Source organism: Arthrobacter sp. ERGS1:01 (assembly GCF_001281315.1).
In the GTDB taxonomy this organism is placed as follows: domain Bacteria; phylum Actinomycetota; class Actinomycetes; order Actinomycetales; family Micrococcaceae; genus Specibacter.
The window spans coordinates 109,729-128,776 of record NZ_CP012479.1 but is presented as its reverse complement, the minus strand read 5'-3'; the positions used below and the strand labels follow the sequence as shown (position 1 = coordinate 128,776).

At 66.2% G+C, this 19,048-nt stretch carries 18 protein-coding genes; 12 read left to right on the top strand and 6 right to left on the bottom strand.

From position 1 onward, the window contains the following. The first annotated feature begins 42 nt into the window (after window positions 1–42). Complete coding sequence (locus AL755_RS04580; RefSeq protein WP_054009988.1) at window positions 43–2,418, top strand: polysaccharide lyase 8 family protein; 2,376 nt, start codon at window positions 43–45, stop codon at window positions 2,416–2,418. A gap of 65 nt (window positions 2,419–2,483) precedes the next feature. Here the strand turns inward: AL755_RS04580 and AL755_RS04575 are convergent, their stop codons facing one another. Then, the gene (locus AL755_RS04575; protein WP_054009987.1) at window positions 2,484–3,479 is read right to left on the bottom strand and encodes a Gfo/Idh/MocA family protein; all 996 of its coding nucleotides are present in this window, start codon (window positions 3,477–3,479) and stop codon (window positions 2,484–2,486) included. Between the two features lie 6 nt (window positions 3,480–3,485). Next, complete coding sequence (locus AL755_RS04570) at window positions 3,486–4,625, bottom strand: LacI family DNA-binding transcriptional regulator (RefSeq protein WP_054009986.1); 1,140 nt, start codon at window positions 4,623–4,625, stop codon at window positions 3,486–3,488. Between the two features lie 211 nt (window positions 4,626–4,836). Here AL755_RS04570 and AL755_RS04565 point away from each other — a divergent pair, with 211 nt between their 5' ends. The 8 genes from AL755_RS04565 (at window position 4,837) to AL755_RS04535 (ending at window position 12,309) form a co-directional block, all read left to right on the top strand. Next, on the top strand, window positions 4,837–6,144 hold the full coding sequence (locus AL755_RS04565) for an ABC transporter substrate-binding protein (protein ID WP_054009985.1): 1,308 nt from the start codon (window positions 4,837–4,839) through the stop codon (window positions 6,142–6,144). Further along, window positions 6,144–7,109, top strand: coding sequence for a carbohydrate ABC transporter permease (locus AL755_RS04560; protein ID WP_054009984.1), 966 nt, complete (start codon window positions 6,144–6,146; stop codon window positions 7,107–7,109). Before AL755_RS04565 ends, AL755_RS04560 begins: the two co-directional genes overlap by 1 nt. Window positions 7,110–7,119: 10 nt before the next feature. Beyond that, complete coding sequence (locus AL755_RS23925) at window positions 7,120–7,611, top strand: hypothetical protein (RefSeq protein WP_237762588.1); 492 nt, start codon at window positions 7,120–7,122, stop codon at window positions 7,609–7,611. Next, window positions 7,590–8,045, top strand: coding sequence for a carbohydrate ABC transporter permease (locus tag AL755_RS23920; protein ID WP_237762587.1), 456 nt, complete (start codon window positions 7,590–7,592; stop codon window positions 8,043–8,045). Before AL755_RS23925 ends, AL755_RS23920 begins: the two co-directional genes overlap by 22 nt. Further along, window positions 8,042–9,469 (top strand): sulfatase family protein, encoded by a 1,428-nt coding sequence (locus tag AL755_RS04550; RefSeq protein ID WP_054009983.1) that lies wholly within the window; start codon window positions 8,042–8,044, stop codon window positions 9,467–9,469. The genes AL755_RS23920 and AL755_RS04550 overlap by 4 nt, the downstream gene beginning before the upstream one ends. A gap of 144 nt (window positions 9,470–9,613) precedes the next feature. Beyond that, a complete protein-coding gene (locus AL755_RS04545) occupies window positions 9,614–10,324 on the top strand; it encodes a response regulator transcription factor (RefSeq protein WP_054012863.1) in 711 nt (236 codons plus the stop codon). Between the two features lie 14 nt (window positions 10,325–10,338). Then, on the top strand, window positions 10,339–11,910 hold the full coding sequence (locus tag AL755_RS04540) for a sensor histidine kinase (RefSeq protein ID WP_337589569.1): 1,572 nt from the start codon (window positions 10,339–10,341) through the stop codon (window positions 11,908–11,910). A gap of 105 nt (window positions 11,911–12,015) precedes the next feature. Continuing rightward, window positions 12,016–12,309, top strand: coding sequence for a WXG100 family type VII secretion target (locus AL755_RS04535; RefSeq protein WP_054009982.1), 294 nt, complete (start codon window positions 12,016–12,018; stop codon window positions 12,307–12,309). A gap of 14 nt (window positions 12,310–12,323) precedes the next feature. On the opposite strand, the gene AL755_RS04530 is transcribed toward AL755_RS04535, so the two are convergent. Beyond that, window positions 12,324–13,331, bottom strand: coding sequence for a ribonuclease HI family protein (locus AL755_RS04530; protein WP_054009981.1), 1,008 nt, complete (start codon window positions 13,329–13,331; stop codon window positions 12,324–12,326). 103 nt (window positions 13,332–13,434) lie between these two features. Further along, on the bottom strand, window positions 13,435–15,063 hold the full coding sequence (groL, locus tag AL755_RS04525) for a chaperonin GroEL (protein WP_054009980.1): 1,629 nt from the start codon (window positions 15,061–15,063) through the stop codon (window positions 13,435–13,437). A gap of 415 nt (window positions 15,064–15,478) precedes the next feature. Here groL and AL755_RS23915 point away from each other — a divergent pair, with 415 nt between their 5' ends. Next, window positions 15,479–16,033, top strand: a complete 555-nt coding sequence (locus AL755_RS23915) for a TM2 domain-containing protein (protein WP_054009979.1) — start codon at window positions 15,479–15,481, stop codon at window positions 16,031–16,033. Window positions 16,034–16,164: 131 nt separating this feature from the next. Here the strand turns inward: AL755_RS23915 and AL755_RS04515 are convergent, their stop codons facing one another. Next, window positions 16,165–16,785 (bottom strand): LytR C-terminal domain-containing protein, encoded by a 621-nt coding sequence (locus AL755_RS04515; protein ID WP_054009978.1) that lies wholly within the window; start codon window positions 16,783–16,785, stop codon window positions 16,165–16,167. Between the two features lie 42 nt (window positions 16,786–16,827). Next, window positions 16,828–17,109: a DUF3263 domain-containing protein gene (locus AL755_RS04510; RefSeq protein WP_054012862.1), complete on the bottom strand. Its 282-nt coding sequence runs from the start codon at window positions 17,107–17,109 to the stop codon at window positions 16,828–16,830. A gap of 191 nt (window positions 17,110–17,300) precedes the next feature. Here AL755_RS04510 and AL755_RS04505 point away from each other — a divergent pair, with 191 nt between their 5' ends. Both AL755_RS04505 and AL755_RS04500 read left to right on the top strand, forming a co-directional pair. Then, a complete protein-coding gene (locus tag AL755_RS04505) occupies window positions 17,301–18,068 on the top strand; it encodes a uracil-DNA glycosylase (protein WP_082368909.1) in 768 nt (255 codons plus the stop codon). A 79-nt stretch (window positions 18,069–18,147) separates the two neighbouring features. Beyond that, window positions 18,148–19,002 (top strand): siderophore-interacting protein, encoded by an 855-nt coding sequence (locus tag AL755_RS04500; RefSeq protein WP_054009977.1) that lies wholly within the window; start codon window positions 18,148–18,150, stop codon window positions 19,000–19,002. The last annotated feature ends 46 nt before the right edge of the window (window positions 19,003–19,048 follow it).

The following is a 19,048-nucleotide window of genomic DNA, read 5'->3' as shown; positions in this document are numbered from 1 at the left end:
CATTACGATTCCAGGCCTGCGCCACAACGAAGGAAGTATGCAATGAAGCATGATTTAACCCGACGGCATGTCCTGCAAGGCACCGCGGCCCTCACGTTTGCCGGCCTGCTCAGCGCCGGATTCGCCCCGCTGGCCCAGGCCGCCGAAACCGCAACGCCGGATGAACTCGACGCGCTCCGCGAGCGCTGGGTGGACCAGGCCACGGGCCGCACCATCGTCGATCCGGCCGACCCGGACTTCACGGCGGCCCTGGCCACGCTCGACAAGGCGGTCACCGCCTCCGTGGCATTGCTGTCCCCCAGGCCCGCAACCACCGGGCTGTTCACCGACGCCCCGTACTCCAACGACGCGCAGATCGTCACCTCCTACAAGCGCCTGGCCCAGATGGCCACGGCCTGGGCCACGCCCGGGTCGGCACACCAAGGCAGCACCCAGCTGCTCGCCCAGATGCTGGGCGCACTCCAGGACGGCAACACTTACTCCTACAACGCAACCCAGCCGGAGTTCGGCAACTGGTGGTCCTGGGAAATCGGCACCCCCAAGGCGCTCATGGACACCCTGGCCATCCTGGGCGGCAACGTCGACCCGGCGCTCGTGGCCGCCTACTGCGCCGCCGTCGACCACTTCATCCCGGACCCCACGAAGCAGTTCTCCGACGCCCGCGGCAAGATCCTCTCCGAGGGCGCCAACCGGGTGGACATCTGCCAGGGCATCATCATCCGCTCCATCGTCGGCAAGGACACCGCCCGCCTGTCCGCCGCCATCGCCGCCCTCAGCCCCGTGTGGCAGTACGTGAGCTCGGGCAACGGCTTCTACACCGACGGTTCGTTCGTCCAGCACTCCACCACGCCGTACACGGGAACCTACGGCGTGGTGCTGTTGGGCGGACTGGCCAAGCTGTTCTCCCTGCTCGGCGGCTCCGACCATGCCGTCAGCGACCCCAGCAAGTCCGTGCTGTTCGACACCGTCGAAGCCTCCTTCGCCCCCTTCATGTACGACGGCCTGATGATGGATTCGGTGAGGGGGCGCGCCATCTCCCGCACCCAGGAGCGCGGCTACGACGACGGCACCATCACGATCGAGTCCATCCTGTGGCTCGCCCGCGCCGTGGACACGGCCACCGCCGACAGGTGGCGGGGTCTGTGCAAGGGCTGGGTGCAGCGCAACAATTACGACAGCCCCTTCGTAGGTGCATCGATCCCCCGTACCGCCCTGCTGAAGGAACTCGCCGCGTCCAAGGTGCGCGCCACCCCGGAACCGCAGGGGCATAAGTTTTTCGCCGGCATGGACCGCTCCGTCTACCGCGGCCGCGACTGGGCAATGGCCCTGGGCCTGTCGAGTCGGCGCACCACCTGGTACGAGTGCGGCAACGGCGAAAACAACCTCGGCTGCCAGACCGGCTCGGGCATGGCGTACCTCTACACGCAGGCCCAGGGCCAGTTCGACGACGATTTCTGGCCAACGGCCGACCTCACCCGGCTGCCGGGCATCACGGTGGACAGGACCGTCTTGCCCCCGAAGGTCGAGGGCGAGTGGGGAGCGAAGACGCCGCAGAACACGTGGACCGGCGGCGTCACGCTCGGCTGCTTCGGCGCCGTCGGCATGGACCTGGTGGGCCCCGGAGGAACGGGGCTGACGGCCCGCAAGGCCTGGTTCATGACCCCGGACATGGTGGTGGCGCTCGGCGCGGGGATCGGCACGGGCAGCGGGGCCGCCGTCGAATCCGTCATGGAGCACCGCAACCTCGGCGCAACCGGCGGGCAGGCGATCACCATTGACGGTGAGGCGCACACGGCAGCGGCGGGCAGCTCCGTCGGTTACCGCAATCCGTCGTGGGCGCACCTGGAAGGAACCGGCGGCTACCTGGTGCTGGACGCGCAGGACCTGACGGTCCTGCGCGAGAACAGGCAAGGATCCTGGCGGGTGAACAACACCGGAGGCCCCACCACGACCACCACGCGCCAGTACGCGACCCTGTTGTTCGGACACGGCACGGCTCCGAGGGGCGCAAGCTACGCCTACGCCGTGCTGCCAGGCGCCTCCGCGAAGGAGACGGCCAAGGCGGGCAACAAGAATGCCCCGGTGGTGCTGCGCAATGACGCCACCGCCCAGGGTGTGCGGATTGGCAAGGACGTCACGGCGGCCCTCTTCTGGATGGCCGGGACCGTGGGAGACATCAGCGCCGGCGGGCCGGCCTGCGTGCTCTTCACGGGCAACCCGGGCCAGGGAACCCTCGCCGTGTCCGATCCAACCCAGGCCGCGGCGTCGGTCACGATCACGTTGAAGGGCTTGCGCTACCGCCGCGCGGACTCCTCATCCGGGGCCTCGATTGCCGCGAACGCCGACGGCGACGTGGCGGTCACTGTGCCCACCGCCGGCCTGCTGGGCCACACCGTGGAGGTCCAGTTGCACCGCTAGTGGTTACATCGACCCGACACAGCAAGAGGGCCCGTGCCGCAAGGCACGGGCCCCCTATTTTTACCTCATCCCGGGACCGCGGCCGTGCCCACGAGTTCCACGGCCGTCCCCGTCCCGGCCGACTCGTAGGCGGCGAGCACGAGTTCCACCACGTGCCGGGCGTGTGCGGCGTCGACGCTGGGGTTCGCGCCGCGCACCGCGGCGGCGAAGTCGGCCAGCTGGGCGGTGAAGGCGTCCTGGATATCCCCCGATGAGCGGGCATGCACCTGGGTAAGGTGCCCGTCGATCTTCACGAACGTTCCTGTGCGGGGATCGGCGGTGACGGTGCCGTTTTCGCAGACCACCAGAATTTCATCGATGTGTCGCGGAGCGTCGGAGACGATCGTGATGCGCAGCGGGACGCCGTTGGCCAGTTCCAGTTCCATGGTCCCGTCGGTTTCCACGGGCGCCCCGAAACGGTTGAGCGTGCGGGCGGCGATCCGCACGGCCGGCGCGCCGCCGAGCCACAGGGACCGGTCGAGGCAGTGGGCGCCGATGTTGATGAATGCGCCGCCGCCGGAAATGGCCGGGTCGAAGAACCAGTCCGGCCGGGTGCCGGGGCGGTAGTCGGTGCTGCGGTAATCGTGGATCATGAGGACCCTCCCTAGCTCGCCCGTTTCCAGCGCCGACCGGATAGCCAGCTTTTCGGCCATGAAGTGTTGGATCATTCCGACAACCAGCACGACGCCGGCCTCCGCGCAGGCGGCTTCCATGGCGTCACAGTCGGCAAGGGTTGTCGCCATCGGCTTCTCCACGAGCACGTGGACGCCGTGCGCCGCGGCCGCCAGCACCATGTCCTTGTGCAGGCTGTGCGGGGTGTTGATCACGACGGCGTCAACGGCCCTGTCCGCCAGCATCCGGCGATAGTCGGTGTAGACGGCGGCACCCCAGGGTGCGGCCACGGCGGCGGCCACCTCGATCTTCAGGTCACAGACGGCCGCCAATTCCATTCCGTCCAGCACGGCGGTGCCGTGCGCATGCAACGGCGCCACCGCGCCCGCCCCAATAATTCCAAGCCTCATGGTCCCTCATTCCTTTTCGTTGTGTGCCACGCGCCGTCTGGCGCCGCAAGATTCCCGCACCACGAGCCGGGGCCGCAGCCGGACCTGGTGGATGGGGCAGTCATCGCCCTCGACGAGCCGGCGGAGGAGCACTTCGGCCGCCATGCGGCCCATCCGGTGCTTGGCCGGGGCCACCGCCGTCAAGGGAACTTCGGCAAGGTCGGCCAGTTCGTCGTCGTAGGAGACCAGGGCCAGGTCGCCGGGGATCGTCAACCCGGCCCGCCGGGCCGCAGCCTCGACCAGCGTCGCCTCACGGTCGCCAAAAACCAGGGCTGCCGTTGCACCCGTACCGCGCAACTGGGCCAGCATGTGTTCGGCCGCACCGGCCTCCCAATCTCCCTTGACCGCCCGGATCATCAGCGGCGTGAGCCCCAAGTCGGCAGCGGCCCGCTCATAGCCGGCCACAATGGCCGGTTCCGTGGGCGTCTGGGTGCGGGTCAGCAGGGCGACGCGTTGGTGGCCCAGGCCGTGAAGGTGCTGGACGGCGTCGTACGCCCCGCCCTGATGGTCCGAACACACGTGCTCGGTGCGGTCACCCGGACCCAGATCCATGAGACTGCGTTCAAGGAGCACCACGGGGACGTTGAGCGCCATCAGGTCCCGCACGCGGCTTTGGGGGTCGGCAATCCCGGTCAGGGTGGGCACCAGGATCAGTCCGTCCACGCCGGAGTCGATGAGGAACCGTATACTGGCATCCTCCCGTTCGGGCTGGTAGTTGTAGGTGGCCAGCTGCAGGCCCACGTCCTGGGCGGAAAGGGTCTCCTCGATGCCCTGCAGGACGCGCGGGTAGTACAACTGGGTGTCGGGCAGGAGCACGCCGACCGTCAGCCGGGTGCGTTTGGGCGGTTGTTGCCGGGCGGCCACAAAGCTCCCGGCGCCCTGCCGGCGCACCACCAGGCCCTCCTGGACCAGGTCGTCAAAGGCGCGTCGCACAGTGGTCAGCGACAACCCCGTTTCGTCGGCGAGCTGGGCCTCTGTGGGCAGCTTCGCGCCCACCGACCAGGTGCCGGCCTGAATGCCCCGGCGGATGTCGGCGGCGAGCGCCCGGAACTTCAAATCACGGGCATCGGCGTCGCGGATCTTTCGAACTGCTGGTGGCTTCCCCACGGTTTCCTTTCGAAGGCATTGAGGACAGTGTGGCAAGCCCATTAGGTAGTAATAAAGGTTGAATGGGAAATTACTCTCCTTGCATCACCGCCCGCGCCGACCCTGCACTGAATTCTTTACCGGACTACTCCTTGATTCCTATCTTTTACGGCTGTTTGAGTCTTCTCACTGGCCGTGACCTGCGGCACAACCAATTCAAGGGGTGTCTTTGATGAGTTCTACTTTTAAGTTTTCCAAAGCTTTGGCGGTGCTTGCCGTGGCCACGCTTGCCCTGAGCGCCTGCGGGAGCGGAGCGGACGCCGGCAAGTCCGGTCCCGATGCCGGAACAATCACGTATTGGTCGATGTGGAAGGTGGGTGAGCCCCAGCAAAAGGTCATTGCCGGGGCCATTGCCGATTTCGAGAAGGAAACCGGTGCCACCGTCAAGGTGCAGTGGCAGGGCCGCTCCAACGTCCAAAAGCTCGTCCCGGCACTAAACACCAACAACGTCCCGGACATCGTCGACGGCCCCTACGCCAAGCTGGCCCCCGTCCTCGGCGACACCGGCCAGGCGCACGGCCTCGCCGACGCATACGCGCAGAAGGTCGACGGCAAAACCGTTTCGGAACTGATCCCGGGCAAATACCTCCAGGTCAGCAATATCAAGGACAAGGACGGCCAGCCGTGGATGCTGCCGTACAGCCTCAGCTCCGACGGCATCTGGTTCGACGCCGCCAAGAATCCCGGGCTGGCCGCGAGCCCGCCGGCAAGCTGGGACGATCTTGTGGCCCTGCTGGACAAGGAGAAGGCCGCGGGGCAGACCCCGTTGGCGGCCGACGGCGACATTGCCGGGTACAACTCGATGTGGTTCACGACAGCCCTCATCAAGGCCGAGGGCCCCGGTGCCTTTGCCAAGGTTGCCGCCGACAAGACCGGCGCGGCCTGGGACGCCCCGGCAGTGCTTGACGCCGCCAAGAAGGTGGAGCAGATCGCCCGGGGCGGCTACCTGATCAAGGGCTACAACGCCAGCAAGTGGCCCGCCCAGCAGCAGGTGTGGGCCAACGGCGGCGCCGAGTTGTTGTTCAACGGTTCGTGGATTCCCACCGAAACCGGCACCTACGCGGCCACCGACTTCAAATACTCATCCTTCCCCTTCCCCTCGGTCGCAGGCCAGCCAAGCTCCGCACGGGCCGACTTTGTGGGCTGGGCCGTGCCGGCCAAGGCCAAAAACTCCGCAACCGCCGAAAAGTTTGCGGCGTTCATGCTGAAAAAGAAGTACCAGGACGCCTACGGAACCGAGGCCAAGGTGCTGCCGATCCGGGCCGACGCCGCCACCGCCCCCGAGATGGCATCCATCAAGAAGGCCCTGGACAGTGCCAAGAACATCTACCTGCAAAACGACGGCGTGACGGCCCCCGGCTATGTGGAAAAGATCCTGTGGCCCATCGATGACGAACTGTTCCTCGGCAAGATCACGGCGAACGACTTCGTCGCCAAGATGAAGGCCGCACAGATCGACTACTGGAAGAACAACAGCTGATGAGCGCCCCCACCATCCCCAACACCGCCGCCAAACGGCCCCGGTCCGCCAAGGCGCGGGCCGGGGAGGGCGGAAGCAGCATCGACCGGCAGCGGCGCAAGCTCCTGGTGCCGTTTGTGGGCCCGGCCTTCGTCATCTACACGGTGCTTTTCATCGTCCCGGCCATCGGGGCGGCCTGGATCAGCCTGCACGAGTGGGCCGGTGCGGGCCCCATGAAATTTGTCGGCGTGAAGAACTACATCCAGGTCTTCAACGATCCACTGTTCATGAAGTCCTTCGGCAACACGCTGTTGCTGCTTTTCGTGGTGGGGGCCGCAATCTTCATCCTCGCGTTCGCCATGACGCTGGTGCTGCGGGACATGGCCGGGAAAAAGGTGGTCCGCAACGTCATCTTCTTCCCGCACCTGATCAACGCCCTCGTGTTTGGCGTGCTGGCCGGCTTCATCTTCAACCCGGGCGGCATGGTCAACACCCTGCTCAAACCGCTCGGCATTCAGGAACCGCCGGCCTGGCTGTCCCAGGACAACATCTTCCCCCTCATCATGGCCACACTCGTGGCCACCACCACCGGCTACTTCACCACCATCCTGATGGCCGGCGTCGACCGGATCCCGCCCTACTACTACGAGGACTGCGCCCTGGCCGGCGCCACCGCCTTCCAACGCCTGCGTTACGTGATCCTGCCGCTGACCTGGGACGTGTTCGGCACCTGCGCGGTGCTGTGGACCATCTCCTCGATCAAGATCTTTGAGATCATCTGGGTGTTTGGCGGCAGCAGCGGTGCCGGCATCCCGCCCACCCAGAGCTGGACCACGGCCGTGTACACCTATGTGACCGCGTTCTCCGGCCAGTCCACACCGGCCTACGGTGCCGCGACGGCCTCCGCCATCATCTCCCTGGCCCTCGTATCGGTGCTGGTGGTGCTTTTGCGCCGGGCCATGCGACGTGACGCCGTTGAATTCTAAGGAAGCAGCCATGACCACCCTGACCCGACCCAAACCCGCCGCGACCCCGCCCCCGGAGCCCAAGCGCCGCCCCAGGAATCGGCGCGGAGTCAGCCCCGCACTGAGGGCGGAGAACAACGTGCTGCGCAGCATCGGCATTGTGCTGTTGTGGGCGGTTGTCGCCGTCAGCATTGCCATGTTGCTGTGGATGGTGCTGCAGGCGTTCCGCGACACCCGCTCCATCCTCTCCAGCCCCTGGGGCATGCCCGAGAAGCTGGACGTCAGCAACTTCGTGACGGCCTGGACGGTCAGCGACTTTGCCACGGCCACCCTGAACAGCGTGGTGACCACGGCTGTGTCGTCGTTCCTGTGCGTGGCTATCGCCGCCCCGGCGGCCTACTACCTCAGCCGCGTGGAAAGCCGGCTGACCGGCGGGTTGAGCCTGTATTTCATCCTGGGCTTGGGCATCCCGGCCCAGGTGATCCTCATCCCCTGTTCGTCATGCTCAACAAGGTCCAGCTGACGGACAGCCTGATCGGCCTGAACCTCGTCTACATCGCCATGTCCATGCCGTTCACGGTGTTCTTGCTGACCGCGTTCTTCCGCAGCCTGCCGATGGAGATGGAGGAGGCCGCCGCGCTCGACGGCGCCTCCGCCCTGCGCACCTTCGTCCAGATCACCCTGCCGCTGGCCAAGGGCGGCATCCTGACGGCGTTCGTCCTACAGGTGGTGGCGCACTGGAACGAAACACTGCTGGCCCTGACATTGATCCAGTCAACAGAGAAGTACACGCTTCCGGTGGCGCTGATCTCCTTCGTCCAGCAGCAGACCTACTCCGGCGCCGACTGGGGCGGGCTCTTTGCCGGGCTGTGCATCGTCGTCCTGCCCATGCTGGTCATCTATGTGTGGCTGGGCCGCCGCCTCACCGAAGGGCTGACCCTGGGCATGGGCAAGTGAAACGCCACCCCAACCTGCTGTTCATCGTCGCCGACCAGTTCCGGGCCATGTGCCTGGAACCGGGCGGCGACCCCGTTTCCACACCTTTTCTGGATGCCTTGGCGGCCGACGGCGTCTCCCTGGCCCACGCCGTTAGCAACTATCCCGTATGCAGCCCGCACCGGGCCATGATGATGAGCGGGCAGTACCCCGAGGCGAACGGGGTGACCCACAACGTGAATTCCGAAACCGCCGAATGGGGTGTTGGGCTGCGTCCCGATGCCCCGTCCTGGGCTGCGGTGCTGCGGGACGCCGGTTATGCAACCGGGTACATCGGCAAGTGGCATTTGGAGGCTCCCGTCCCGGCCGACGCCGTCCACGGCGCCGGGGTGCTCGAGGACGGCCGCTATTGGGATGCGTATTCCCCCGCGGAGCGGCGGCATGGTTTTGATTTCTGGTATTCCTACGGCTGTTGCGACGAGCACCTGACTCCGCATTACTGGACGGGCGACGCCGGACGGCACGAACGCATCAACGTCACCGGCTGGTCCGCGGCCCATGAGACGGACATCGCGATGGAATTTCTGGAACGAGCCGCCGGCCCGTCATCCGAGGGCATCCCCTTCGCCCTGGCCGTGTCCTGGAACCCGCCGCACCAACCGTTCCACCAGCTGCCGGCCGGCCACGACGCCGGCTACGCGGACGTGCCGGCGCAGGTGCTGCTCAACCGGCCCAACGTCAACCTGGCTTCCGCTGCCGGCAGCGAAGCCGCCGCCATCGCCCCGCTGTACTACGCCGCCGTCAATGCCATCGATGCGCAGCTCGGACGATTGTTGGCATCCCTGGACACCCTGGGGCTCGCCCGGGACACCGTGGTGGTCTTTACCTCCGACCACGGCCAGCAGATGGGCAGCCACGACCTGCTGTACAAAAACGTCCCCTATGAAGAGTCCATGCGGATCCCCTTCGTGCTCCGCTGGCCGGGTCGCCTTGAAGCCTCCGCCACCACGGGGCTCTCCAGCGTGGACATCGCCCCCACGATTTTGGGCCTGCTGGGATTTGCTGACAGCGTCCCCGGGCAGATGGACGGCATTGATGTCTCCGCGTCCCTCCTGGCGAATTCCGCCGGGGACACGGGAGGTGCCGGTGCGCCGTCGGCCTTGTATTTCTACTACCCCCGTGACGGCCGGGACGTGGATGTGCGCGGACTGCGGACGGCCACCAGCAAGTTCATTGCACGCCTGCACCCCGACGGCGGGCTCACCACGGAACTGTTCGACCTTGCCGCGGACCCCTTTGAACTTCATCCCGTCACGGAACCGGCCGGAGTACGGCATCATGCTGCCGCACTGCTCGCGGCCTTGACGGAGGCCGGTCAGCACTGGCGGGGCATGCCCGCACTCGAAGCCCTGAAGACCGGAGACGCGGCATTCTTGAAGAAATAGCCTCCGGCAACCACGCACGCCGCCGTCCACCAGCAGCTATTCAACGTTCCGTACTAGCCGCTGGGAAATGTCTGGGCGTAAGCTGACAGTACTTATCCACGGAATAGTCAGCTTATTCCCAGCCAATGGTCGGAGACTTAAATGGTGAAAAAGACCGGACCTGAAGCAAAGCTGCTCGTTGTTGACGACGAGCCCAACATTCGCGAATTGCTCTCCACCTCGCTCCGGTTCGCCGGGTTTGAAGTGGTGGCAGCCGCCAACGGTCGAGAGGCCCTGGCTGCCGCTGAAGAGCACAACCCAGACCTTGCCGTACTGGATGTCATGCTCCCGGACATGGACGGATTCACCGTGACGCGCCGGCTGCGCGCCGCGGGCCGTCACTTCCCCGTCCTCTTCCTCACCGCCCGCGATGACACCGAGGACAAGGTGACCGGCCTGACGGTTGGCGGCGACGACTACGTGACCAAGCCGTTCAGCCTCGACGAGGTGGTGGCCCGCATCCGTGCCGTGCTGCGCCGAACCCAGCCCATGGAGGACGACGACGCCGTACTGCGCGTCGCCGATCTCGAACTCGACGACGACGCCCACGAGGTGCGCCGCGCCGGCAAGACCGTGGAGCTCTCCCCCACCGAGTTCAAGTTGCTGCGCTACCTGATGCTCAATCCCAACCGCGTGCTGTCCAAGGCCCAGATCCTTGACCACGTCTGGGAGTACGACTTCAACGGCGATGCCTCCATCGTGGAGTCCTACATCTCCTATCTGCGGCGCAAGGTGGACACCGACGCCGCCCTCCCCGCCCTGATCCAGACCAAGCGCGGCGTGGGCTACGTGCTGCGAACGGCAGATAAGCGCTAAAACCATTGATTACGTTGTGGAAAAACGCCTCCCTGCGCTCCCAGCTGGTGGCGATCATCAGCGCCCTGCTGACCCTGTCGCTGCTGGCCTTGGGGGCCACGACGTTCATCCTGCTGCACTCATTTCTGGAAGACCAGATGGATTCGCAGCTCACGACGTTCCAACGCTCCATCGTGCAGCGGGGCACGGTGGACACCCAAATTACCGGGCAGTCCCCCTTCGGCTTTGACTACTACGTGGGCTTCCACTATCTCGACAGCACCCTGGCCAGCCAGAACCGCCAGGGCGATGACAAGCCCGTCTATCCGATGTATTCGATGCTCCAGGCCCAGGCCCTGAACGGGAAGAAGTTCACGGTGCCCAGCACCGACGGCGGGGCGCCGTGGCGGATCACCGTCATCGCCCCGCAGAGCTTTACGCTCGAAGGCCCCAACCTGGTGGGTGGCTCGCCCGAGTACCTTGGGTACGTAGTGGTGGGCCTGCCCTACGAGAACCTGAACAGCACCATGGAACGGCTGGCCGTCGTGATCGCCGGCGTCGCCATCCTGACCGTCACACTGGGCACCATGATCGCCTACTGGACCGTCACCCGATCCTTCCGCCCCCTGAGCCGGGTGGAAAAGACGGCTGCCGCCATTGCAGCCGGGGATCTCTCCCGCCGCGTCGACATCGAGAACCCGGCCACCGAGGTGGGCCGGCTCTCCGGGTCGCTCAACACCATGATGGCCCACATTGAGCACGCCTTCGCGGCACAAACGGCGTCCGAGAAACGCATGCGCCGATTCGTCGCCGACGCCTCCCATGAGCTCCGCACGCCCCTGGTCACCATTCGGGGCTTCTCCGAACTGTACCGGCACGGGGCGCTGCCAAACCCCGACGCCGTCGGCACGGCCATGGGGCGCATCGAGAGCGAGGCCAAGCGCATGGGCGAGCTCGTGGAGGACCTGCTGATGCTGGCCCGCATCGACGAACAGCGGCCGCTCCAGCTCAAGCCCGTGGACCTGCTGATCATCGGCCACGACGCCGTGCTTGACGCCCGTGCGTCCGCGCGCGACCGCACCTTCTCCGTCGTCGGGCTCGACGACGGGCCGGGAAGGTCCGCGCCGACGGTCGGCGACGAGGCCAAGCTGCGCCAGGTCGTGACGAATTTGATGGGCAACGCGCTGCGCTACACGCCGGACGGCACACCCGTGGAGATCATGGTGGGCACGCGCACCGGAGACGGGGGCAAGAGCTCCGTCATCAAGATTCGCGACCACGGACCGGGCATCTCCGAGGAGGAGGCCCCGCGCATCTTTGAGCGGTTCTACCGGGCCGATTCCTCCCGCGACCGCAACACCGGCGGCAGCGGGCTGGGCCTTGCCATCGTCTCCGCCATTGTGGCCTCCCACGACGGCACCGTCCGGCTCGAACAGACACCCGGCGGCGGCGCCACCATGGTCATTGAGCTTCCCTTCCAGGAACCGGACGACGCCGGTGGCGAGGATGCGATGCCCGGCGAGACGGTGGTGCCCCCGCTGCCCACGCAAGCCCCGCGCTCGGCAACGTCGCGCCTCGACTCCTCCACAGGCGACCCCCGCGCCTGACGGGTCCACATTCGCGGCCGCGGCACCGCCGGCCGTCCGCGACGCCCCTACTGTGGGAAGTGTCCCTTCACGGACATCCAACCCGGCAGCAAGGGAGCCAAAGCCATGGCCCAGTTCAATGTCAACAGCGACGACCTCGCCCTGAAAAGCACCGCCGTCAGAGGCTCCGTGGACCGCATCCGCATGGAGGTCGACGCCATGAAACGCAACCTGGCGGATCTGCAAACCACGTGGACGGGCACGGCGTCCAGCAACTTCCAGGCGCTGCTGGCCGAATGGCATGCCACGCAGTTGCGGGTGGAGGCGTCGCTGGAAAGCATCAACGCGGCATTGTCCACCGCCGCAACCCAGTACGCCCAGGCGGAGGAGGCCAACACCCGGATGTTTACCGCCCGCTGACGCGCACGCCGTCTCTAGGCTTCGAGCGTTCCCTGATGGAATCGAACCTGCCAGCGGCCGTTGTCGCGGCGCCACAGGGAGCTGCGCAACACGCTACCGCGGCTTTCCACGCTCCGATAGGTCAGCAGTGCGGTGTCGGCATCCACGCTGTCCAGGCCAAGGACCTCAAGGCTGGCCTCGTTGGCGTCCGCCGTGACGAGTTCGGCGATGATGTCCTTGCGATCCCAGAGCCGCCCCGAGGCGCCAATCTCGGCGAAATCCTTGTGCAGCAGCATACCCAGTTTTGCCTCATCGGCGCGCACCTCGGGGTCCATGAGTTCACGCTCCAGCGCCACGATGACGGCTAGGGCACTATCAGCCTCGGAGGCAAAGGCGGGATCCGCTTCGTCGTCGTCCGCGAAGGCCGAGAACAAATCCAGCTGCTCGGCTTCGGCGGGCTCGGCGGCCGGACGCGGACGCTTGGCTCCGGCGTTCGGCCCTGCAGCGGCGGGCGCTGCCTGAGCGGGCGCCGTGCTTGGAGCCGCTGCGCTTGAAGCCGCCGTGCTTGGACTGCCGGCCCCCGGGAAGCCGGGGCCCTCGATGGGGGCGCGCTTGGCCTGGAAGGCGGTGGCGGCGTCGCGGGCGCGGTCGTCGGCGGCTTCGTTGAGGTGGTGGCCGGCGTGGCCCTTGACCCATTCAAACTTGTACGTGCGGCCCACAATGGCGTCGTCGATTTGCTTGAGCAGGTCCACGTTGAGGACGGGCTTGCCGTCGGCCTTGCGCCAGCCCTTCCGCTTCCAGCCCGGCATCCATTTGGTGATGCAGTTGATGACGTACTGGCTGTCGCACAGGATGTGCAACGGCTCCGCCGGCACATGGGCCGTGGACTTGAACAGGTCCAGCACGGCCATGAGCTCGCCCATGTTGTTGGTTCCATGCGGCCAGCCGCCGGCCCGCCAACAGGAGTCGTCAACATACCAAGCCCAACCCGCAGGTCCGGGATTACCCAACGCCGAACCATCGGCGGCCGCAACAATTGTCATAACCCAATACTTTCAGACTCCACCGACACTTAAACGCCAAAGGCGCCCCTCCCGCAATGGAAGGAGCGCCTTTAGTTGGTTTCGACCAGGCAGTCGGGGTGGGTCAGAAGCCGCCCATGCCGCCCATGTCGTCGCCGCCGCCACCGGCGGGAGCAGCCTTTTCGGGCTTGTCGGCGACTACAGCTTCGGTGGTCAGGAACAGACCGGCGATGGATGCGGCGTTCTGCAGTGCGGAACGGGTTACCTTTACCGGGTCGTTGACGCCGGCGGCCAGCAGGTCTTCGTAGACGCCGGTTGCGGCGTTCAGACCGTGGCCAACGGGCAGGCTGCGGACCTTGTCGGCAACCACGCCGGGCTCCATGCCCGCGTTGAAGGCAATCTGCTTCAACGGAGCATCGATGGCAACCTTGACGATGTTGGCGCCAGTGGCCTCGTCGCCGGTCAGGTTCAGGCTTTCGAAGGCCTTCACGCCGGCCTGGATCAGGGCAACGCCACCGCCGGGGACGATGCCTTCTTCAACGGCAGCCTTCGCGTTGCGGACTGCGTCCTCGATGCGGTGCTTGCGTTCCTTGAGCTCAACTTCGGTGGCGGCACCGGCCTTGATGACTGCAACGCCGCCGGCCAGCTTGGCCAGGCGCTCCTGCAGCTTCTCGCGGTCGTAGTCGGAATCGGAGTTTTCGATTTCGGCACGGATCTGGGCCACGCGGCCGGCGATGGCGTCGACGTCGCCGGCACCTTCAACGATGGTGGTCTCGTCCTTGGTGACAACAACCTTGCGGGCCTTGCCCAGCAGGTCCAGCGTGGTGCTCTCCAGCTTGAGTCCGACTTCCTCGGAGATGACCTGGCCACCGGTGAGGATGGCGATGTCGGCAAGCTGTGCCTTGCGGCGGTCGCCGAAGCCCGGAGCCTTGACGGCAACGGACTTGAACAGGCCGCGGATCTTGTTCACGATCAACGTGGCCAGTGCTTCGCCTTCAATGTCTTCGGCGATGATCAGCAGCGGCTTGTTGGACGCCATGACCTTCTCGAGGACGGCAACGAGGTCCTTGACGTTGGAGATCTTGGAGTTCACGATCAGGATGTACGGGTCCTCGAGGACCGTTTCCTGACGCTCGGTGTCGGTGACGAAGTAGGCGGAGATGTAACCCTTGTCGAAGCGCATGCCTTCGGTGAGTTCGAGCTCCAGGCCGAAGGTGTTGGACTCCTCGACCGTGATGACGCCTTCCTTGCCAACCTTGTCAAGGGCTTCGGCGATGAGGGCACCGATTTCGGTGTCGCCGGCGGAGATGGAGGCCGTGGCCGCGATCTCTTCCTTTGTCTCGATTTCCTTGGCGGAGATCAGCAGCTGCTCGATGACGGCCGCAACGGCCTTCTCGATGCCGCGCTTGAGGGAGAGCGGGTCGGCTCCGGCTGCGACGTTGCGCAGGCCTTCCTTGACCAGGGCCTGGGCCAGGACGGTCGCCGTCGTCGTACCGTCACCGGCGATGTCGTCGGTCTTCTTGGCAACTTCCTTGACCAGCTCGGCGCCGATCTTCTCGTAAGGATCGTCCAGCTCGATCTCCTTGGCGATGGAAACACCATCGTTGGTGATCGTGGGGGCGCCCCACTTCTTTTCGAGAACGACGTTGCGGCCGCGCGGGCCCAAGGTGACCTTGACGGCGTCGGCGAGGATGTTCAACCCGCGCTCAAGGCCGCGACGGGCCTCTTCATCGAATGCAATGATCTTGGCCATGGAGGCTTCAGTCCTTTCGGGACAGTCATTTGGGACTTTGTTTCCCCGCTGTGGCGCCCGCGACGGACGGATCCGGCATGGACGATCTCTTTACGTCCGTGCAGGAATCCTCACCACTGGAGGAAAATTCTTGGCTCCGACGGCGGCGGCTCGCTAGGAACTAGCAGTCACCACCTCAGAGTGCTAAGTCAATAATTAGCACTCGGCACCCGAGAGTGCAAGCGCGGGGACCCGCATCGGCTGCTGGCGAACGCCCGCGCGCGGTGCACTTGGGAGACATAAACGCCGTGTTGGGCGTTTCGACGCTTCCACTGCCCCACATATCGGACTAGCGTTACTTGAGTAGTATTCCGGCCCGCGCATATGCAGTGAGTGCACCGCTCATTTTGTCAGCAGTACAAGTGAAGGAGTCACCGTGAGTGAGAACCAGAACCCCGAGCAGCCCGCCGATCCCTACGGTCAGCCCGCCCCGTCAGCCCCCGAGGTCCAGCCGGTTCCCGAGGCTCAGGCGGCCCCGGAAGCACCCGCCTACCCGTCCGTTCCCTCCGATGCCCCCGCCGATCCCTACGGCCAGCCGGCTCCGACCGCCGGCTATGGCCAGCCCGCACCGGCCACCTACCAGCCGCCGGCCTACCCCGAGCAGCAGTACCAGGGCCAGCCGCCGGCCTATCAGGGTCAGCCCTACCAAGGCCAGCCGTACCAGGGGCAGCCGTACGCCGTCGCGCCGGGTGTGGAGCAAAAGTCCAAGATCGTCGCCGGCATCCTGGGCATCCTCCTGGGCAGCCTGGGCATCCACAACTTCTACCTTGGCAACACCCGCAACGGCTTGATCCAGTTGCTTGTCTCGGTCATCAGCCTCGGCTTCCTGGCACCGTTCATGGGTATCTGGGGATTGATCGAGGGCATCCTGATCCTTGTCGGCCACGAGAACTACCGCACGGACGCCAAGGGCGTTCCGCTCAAGGACTGACCCGGCCGCGGGCCCACCGCGCACTTCGATGGAGTGACCATATGACTGTGGCGAGCAAACCGGATGGTTTGCTCGCCACAGTCATATGGTCACCGGTTGAAAACTCCCGGCAAAGTTTGGCGGGACCTGGCCTAGAAGGCGCCCGGGCCCAGGACCACGGCCAGCGGCACGCCGAGTTCGGCAGTGTCCACCAGGTTGGCGATGCCAAGCGACGCACCCAGCGCCTGCGCGTTGGCCTTCTGGGCCGTGCCGTCGTAGAAGATGACCGATGCGGCCTGCGGCTGCCCGGACCAGTTCGCAGCCTGCGAAACGGTCCAGCCGTCTGCCGTGACGGTGCCGGTGTACTTCGCGGCCAGGCCGCCAATGCCCGTTGCGTTGAAGATCGCAACGGGGACGGTCTTGTCCACCACGGAGGCCGGGGTGGGTGTGGGCTTGGGCGTCGGAGTCGGCGTCGCCTTCGGCGTGGCCGGCGCGGTGGTGGGGGCCGGCGTCGTCGTCGGGGCAGCCGTCTTGGGCGACGCGGATGCGGTGGCGCTCTGGTGCACCACGGCCTGCTGCGTCACGGGGGTGTTGTGGTTGCCGATCTTGGGCACGATCAAAAAGGCCAGCAGGCCGATGCACAACGCCGCAACCCCAAACACCATCAACGGCACCAGGCTGCGCGGAGGGGTCTCCAAGGAAGCGCGGTGGACGCCGTGGCGGGCCGAGTTTTCCGGGACGCGGTCGAATTCGTCGCGCGGGTAATTAGTCATGGTGCGGTGCTGTCCTTGGGAGTGAGGCAGTGTGAGCGTAGGTCAGTTGCCGAGCCGGCGTGCGGTTCGGGCTTTCTGACGCGACGTACGTAGTCTACGCAACCGTTTGACCAGCATGGGGTCATGGGCCAGTGCGGCTTCCGTGTCGATCAAGGCGTTGAGTACTTGGTAGTAGTGCGTGGCGGACAGGTCGAACATATCCCGAATGGCCTGTTCCTTGGCGCCGGCGTACTTCCACCACTGCCGTTCCAGGGCAAGCATCTGCTCGTCCCGCTCGCTCAGCCCCGCTGCGGGGCCCGGTTCCGGGTCCTGTGCATGCGGCATCGGCTCAGCTGATTGCGCCACAACACACTCCATTCGTTTTCCGCACGGCCATGCCCACCAACGGGCCGGCCCATATCTTCCATGATAGGTGCGAATGACAGCAGTGTCATTCACGGCCCTGTTGAGAATGCCGCCTCCAGGCTGGCCTGTGGAGGGAGCATTGGGGTGCTTCATGGCCGAGAATGGAAGGCATGGATTCCACCCCCAGCCTCTTTGACTTCCCGGCCGCCGGCACCCCCGCCCCGTGGGATGCGGCCCAATTGCACGCCCTGGACACCCTGGCCGCCGACCCGCTGTCGTTGCTGGCCCCCGATTGGGCCCAGGAACTGGCGCCGCTGGAGGACAAGCTGTGCGGGCTGGGCGCCATGTTGCGCCGCGAGTACGACGCCGGCACATCCTTCCTGCCCGAGCCCACCCGGGTGCTGCGTGCGTTGGCGGCGCCGCTGTCCGGCGTGAAGGTCCTGTTGGTGGGCCAGGATCCCTACCCCACGCCCGGGCACTCCGTGGGGCTGTCCTTCTCCGTGGATGCGGCCACCCGCCCGCTGCCGCGGAGCCTGGCGAACATTTACAAGGAACTGCAATCGGACCTGGGCATCGCCCCCGCAACGCATGGAGATCTGAGCGCCTGGTCCGGCCAGGGCGTGCTGCTGCTCAACAGGGTCCTGACCGTGGCCCCTGGAGCGGCCGGCTCCCACCGCCGTCGTGGGTGGGAGGAGGTGACCGACGCCGTGATCGCGGCCGTCGCGGCCAGGAAGCAGCCTCTGGTGAGCGTCTTGTGGGGCAAGGACGCACAGAAGCTGGCTCCCCTGCTGGCGGGCACGGCGGTCATTGAGTCGGCCCACCCCAGCCCGTTGTCGGCCTCCCGCGGCTTCTTTGGCTCGCGCCCGTTCAGCCGCGTCAACGCCGCGTTGGCGGAGCAGGGTGCCGCCCCGATCGAGTGGGCTCTGCCGACCGCCTGATGCCCGCGGGGCTGATATTGTAAGGCAGGCCTAACTTGGCCGCGTTTTTCAGGCATCCCGACCGTCCAGGAGTTAAAAAGTGAATCCCGCTGACACCAGCAAGGAACCGTTTGTTGCGCCGGCCGTGAAGCCGCGCACCCAGGTCGCCCTCAACGTGGTGCGCACCGAACGGCTCAGCCCGCACATGGTGCGCATTGTTGCCGGCGGGGCCGGGCTGGCCGACTTTGTTCCCAAGGACGCCACCGACATGTATGTGAAGATTCATTTCCTGCAGCCGGGCGTGGACTATGCCGAGCCGGTGGACGTGTTTGCCCTGCGCGAGGTGATGCCGCGCGAGCAGTGGCCCTCCACCCGCACCTACACCGTGCGTTGGGTGGACCTGGCCGCGCAGGAGCTGGCGATCGACTTTGTGCTGCACGGCGATTCCGGCCTGGCCGGGCCGTGGGCCGCAGCCGCCCAAGCGGGCGACCGGATCATCTTTTCCGGCCCGGGCGGCGCGTACCGGCCCAACCCCGACGCCGACTGGTACCTGTTCGCCGGCGACGAGGCAGCACTGCCCGCGATCGCCGCCGCCATCGAGGCCTTGCCGGCCGACGCCGTCGGGCACGCCTACCTCGAGGTGGACACGGAGGCCGACATCCAGCCGGTCGCCGCGCCCTCCGGCGTGACGCTGACGTGGCTGTTCCGGGCCGGCGCCACCCCGGCGCAAAGCACCCTCCTGGTGGAGGCCGTGGCCAACGGCCCCCGGCCCGACGGCGTCGTGGACGCGTTTGTGCACGGCGAACGCGAGTACATGAAGGCGCTCCGCGACGTCTTGTTCAAGCAGTTCGGCCTGGCCCGCAGCCAGGTTTCGCTGTCCGGCTACTGGGCCTACGGCCGCACCGAGGACTACTTCCAGGCGGAGAAGAAGCAGCCGATCGGTAAGATCCTCTAAGCCGCCACGCGGACCTTCGTTCGGAAGTCGCAGAGGCCGGAATGTG

What these genes read in the sequence shown, in the direction of transcription:
- AL755_RS04560 (WP_054009984.1), top strand. Translation starts at nt 6,144, where the DNA reads ATGAGCGCCCCCACCATCCCCAACACCGCCGCCAAACGGCCCCGGTCC.
- AL755_RS23920 (WP_237762587.1), top strand. Translation starts at nt 7,590, where the DNA reads ATGCTCAACAAGGTCCAGCTGACGGACAGCCTGATCGGCCTGAACCTC.
- AL755_RS23925 (WP_237762588.1), top strand. Translation starts at nt 7,120, where the DNA reads ATGACCACCCTGACCCGACCCAAACCCGCCGCGACCCCGCCCCCGGAG.
- AL755_RS04575 (WP_054009987.1), bottom strand. Translation starts at nt 3,479, where the DNA reads ATGAGGCTTGGAATTATTGGGGCGGGCGCGGTGGCGCCGTTGCATGCG.
- AL755_RS04505 (WP_082368909.1), top strand. Translation starts at nt 17,301, where the DNA reads ATGGATTCCACCCCCAGCCTCTTTGACTTCCCGGCCGCCGGCACCCCC.
- AL755_RS04580 (WP_054009988.1), top strand. Translation starts at nt 43, where the DNA reads ATGAAGCATGATTTAACCCGACGGCATGTCCTGCAAGGCACCGCGGCC.
- AL755_RS04510 (WP_054012862.1), bottom strand. Translation starts at nt 17,109, where the DNA reads ATGCCGCATGCACAGGACCCGGAACCGGGCCCCGCAGCGGGGCTGAGC.
- AL755_RS04565 (WP_054009985.1), top strand. Translation starts at nt 4,837, where the DNA reads ATGAGTTCTACTTTTAAGTTTTCCAAAGCTTTGGCGGTGCTTGCCGTG.
- groL (WP_054009980.1), bottom strand. Translation starts at nt 15,063, where the DNA reads ATGGCCAAGATCATTGCATTCGATGAAGAGGCCCGTCGCGGCCTTGAG.
- AL755_RS04515 (WP_054009978.1), bottom strand. Translation starts at nt 16,785, where the DNA reads ATGACTAATTACCCGCGCGACGAATTCGACCGCGTCCCGGAAAACTCG.
- AL755_RS04535 (WP_054009982.1), top strand. Translation starts at nt 12,016, where the DNA reads ATGGCCCAGTTCAATGTCAACAGCGACGACCTCGCCCTGAAAAGCACC.
- AL755_RS04530 (WP_054009981.1), bottom strand. Translation starts at nt 13,331, where the DNA reads ATGACAATTGTTGCGGCCGCCGATGGTTCGGCGTTGGGTAATCCCGGA.